This window comes from 'Fragaria x ananassa' phyllody phytoplasma, from assembly GCF_018274325.1.
Taxonomy (GTDB): Bacteria; Bacillota_I; Bacilli_A; order Acholeplasmatales; family Acholeplasmataceae; genus Phytoplasma.
Map to the genome: position 1 here is coordinate 1 of NZ_JAGVRH010000023.1, position 2,820 is coordinate 2,820.

General features: G+C 20.8%; 3 protein-coding genes. 2 read left to right on the plus strand and 1 reads right to left on the minus strand.

What is annotated here, in order from left to right:
* The first annotated feature begins 651 nt into the window (after window positions 1-651).
* The gene (locus J8J04_RS02975) at window positions 652-981 is read left to right on the plus strand and encodes an effector protein (RefSeq protein ID WP_225885842.1); all 330 of its coding nucleotides are present in this window, start codon (window positions 652-654) and stop codon (window positions 979-981) included.
* Window positions 982-1,451: 470 nt separating this feature from the next.
* Here the strand turns inward: J8J04_RS02975 and J8J04_RS03410 are convergent, their stop codons facing one another.
* Entirely contained in the window at window positions 1,452-1,556 is a 105-nt protein-coding gene (locus tag J8J04_RS03410) for a hypothetical protein (RefSeq protein WP_425305786.1), read from the minus strand.
* A gap of 277 nt (window positions 1,557-1,833) precedes the next feature.
* Here J8J04_RS03410 and J8J04_RS02985 point away from each other — a divergent pair, with 277 nt between their 5' ends.
* Window positions 1,834-2,631, plus strand: a complete 798-nt coding sequence (locus tag J8J04_RS02985; RefSeq protein ID WP_212332220.1) for a hypothetical protein — start codon at window positions 1,834-1,836, stop codon at window positions 2,629-2,631.
* Window positions 2,632-2,820: the final 189 nt, after the last annotated feature.

Genomic DNA, 2,820 nt, shown 5'->3' on the forward strand with positions numbered 1-2,820 from the left:
TCATTTATCCGTCTTATCAATCCTAACTCACAATATAACATTAAACCCAAAATCTCACATAAAAAAATCCTTTTTTTTTACATTCGATTTTGGTGTACTTAATGTTTTATATATTGTGAGGATTGACAAGCGGAATCCACAAACACAGATCTAAAAAAGAATGAGGGGGAAGAGAAAAGAAATAGTGCATTACTTAATACATCCTCCCTTCTTGCTGAACATAAAATTGATTATTTTTATTTAACTAATTTTTATTTTCAATTTTGATATTGTGATCTTTGATCTTTGAAAATAAAGAAAAGTTTACAAAACTATTTTTATTTAATGTCCTCAGATTGATTTTAATTAAGATAAATCATTTTTTTCTTATTTTTAACTAATTTAAATAACAATTTATCTTCTAATTTTAGTAAAATTAAATTTGGACGGATAAATAAATATTCCATATCAAACTTTAAACTCTTTTTATTAATTTATTTTTTCATGTCTAAATTTAAAATTTTTATTAGAAAGATATTTTTAAATATGTATTTAACTTTAAAAAAGATAAAATTTAGCTTTAAATTTTTTTTAACCATAATTTTTTTTATTTATTTATTATTAAATTTTAATAAAACAAATTTAATTTTTGCTGGTAAATTTTATTCAAAAATGGAAAAAACAGATTCTTCAGAAAAAATTTTTAATTCTTCGGAAAAAAAAATTGAAATTTTAGAATATCAGATAGATAATTTATCAAAACAAAAAAATTTAATTTCACAAGAAATAAAAGATAATTTAGAAAATTTATTATTTCATTTAGAAATTCAAAGTGAAAAAAATCCTAATGTTTCAGAAAGAAATTCAATTTTTTTAAAATTTCAAATAGAATTTTTAAAGAAAAATCAATCTGATCTTAAAAAAAAATTATGCAAAATATCTTTAGATCAAATAGATTTAAAAATTAAATTAAGAAAAATTTTATACTCTTGTAAAAATTAGTTTTTAATTTATTATTAACAATATAAAATAAATTATAAATATTTTTCTTGTTGACATAAATCTATTTTGAGTTATAATAAAAATAATTATCTGATATTTTTTTAATTATTTTTTTAGTCATTTTTGGTTTTCTCCTACTTTTTTTTAATAAGTTACGATGTTAAATCTATGATCTTCTATATTCAAATAGGTGATAAGCGTTAAAGAATTTAAAAATTATTTATTTTTGCTTTGGGAATTAACATTTATAACTAACCTTTATCTTTCACTATTTATACCTATGTTATACCTTAATTTTAAGGTTTTGTAACAAAAAAATGTAAAAAAAACACCAAAAACCCTATAAAAAAGAGGGTAAAATATATAATAATTAAATTAAAAAAAATAAAAATAAAATCCTTTCTTGATATTTAATATTAAACTATAAACCCTAAACCTCTTAATTGTCCACGTGGTATATCCTTCATATACTAATTCTTTAAGTGTACGATATCATGATTTTGTTTTTTAAGTTGTTTAATTGCTTCAAAAATATAACAATGACTTAGGTTATTAAAGTTATTGGTTTTAATCAAACTTATAACAGCATTTATTTTTTCAGGGTTTAAAAAAATGTTCCTAATAATGATTGCTCTACTTCTAATAATTTATCCTTCTTTTTCAATTTGGATATAAAAAAATAGCCAAAACGTTTATTTTTAATTAATAAACAATTTGGCTATTTTGTTAGTTTTCAACTGGTTTCATTTTTTTGGGGTAGTTTAGTTGGTTTAAACAATAATGCAAAAAATATGAATTATTATTTTATTTTTGATAGAATGTTGGTATATTTAAAAAAGGAAATTATAACAAATGGAATTATTTAAGATATTAATTATTATTGGGATTTTAGTTGTTTTATTTGGAGTTATTCCTTTATTTATATATTTTTCTCAAAGACAACAAAATAAAAATCGGATAAAAAAAGTTAATTTAAAACAGATGATGATTGCTTATTATGTTATTTTTGGAGTTACTGTAATTGGGTTAGGTGGTTTTTTATATTTAGATATCAAATATGATATAACTAATAAAAATAAGGTTTATAATATTCCTAATTCTAAAACAGAAACGCAAGATGAATGGTTTCAAGGAAAAAGTGGTATAAGATATATACTTGATAGAATTAACACACCATATAAAAACATTGAAGGAAAATGGATATGGCATGATAGTATTCATGAAGAAGGAACATGGATGATTAAAAGAACCTACAAACACTATGGACTAGATGGACTTGATAAATGCCAACATCCTGAATCTGTACCTACTGATTTAGCGCCGTTCACTAAAAATCCTTTCGACAAATGGTATGAATCACATAGAGAAAATATTAATTATTTCGGAACTTTTTGGCCCCTTCATAAAAGTAATGATTCAGAATTTGATGAAATAAATTTTCTTAATAAACTATCAAAGTATTATTATGAATTCGAATATGAAGGCCCTAAATGGTTATTAGAAAAAGATAAAGACTTTTTCATGGATGAAGTTGAATGTCCTTTAGAATCAAACCCTATAAACAAAAAAATCTATTATCTCCACTTCAACCCAGTTAAAGGATATATTACTTTATATAATCAAAAATATAACACACAAAAAAAGGAATAATTTAAACCTTTTAAAATAACAATAAATCTTACTCAAAAAGATTTTATTATTATTTTTTTTAATTAAAAATTAAAAAACGTTAATTAACATCAAAAACTTATAAATTAAGATAATATTAATCAAACAGAAATGAGTTTAGAAATGGAGAAAAAGTTAAAATTATATTCTTTTGATATTAAATTAAAGGCT

Bases quoted from the DNA above. Each gene is read 5' to 3' on its own strand.
- J8J04_RS02975 (WP_225885842.1), top strand. From the start codon at position 652: ATGGAAAAAACAGATTCTTCAGAAAAAATTTTTAATTCTTCGGAAAAA.
- J8J04_RS02985 (WP_212332220.1), top strand. From the start codon at position 1,834: ATGGAATTATTTAAGATATTAATTATTATTGGGATTTTAGTTGTTTTA.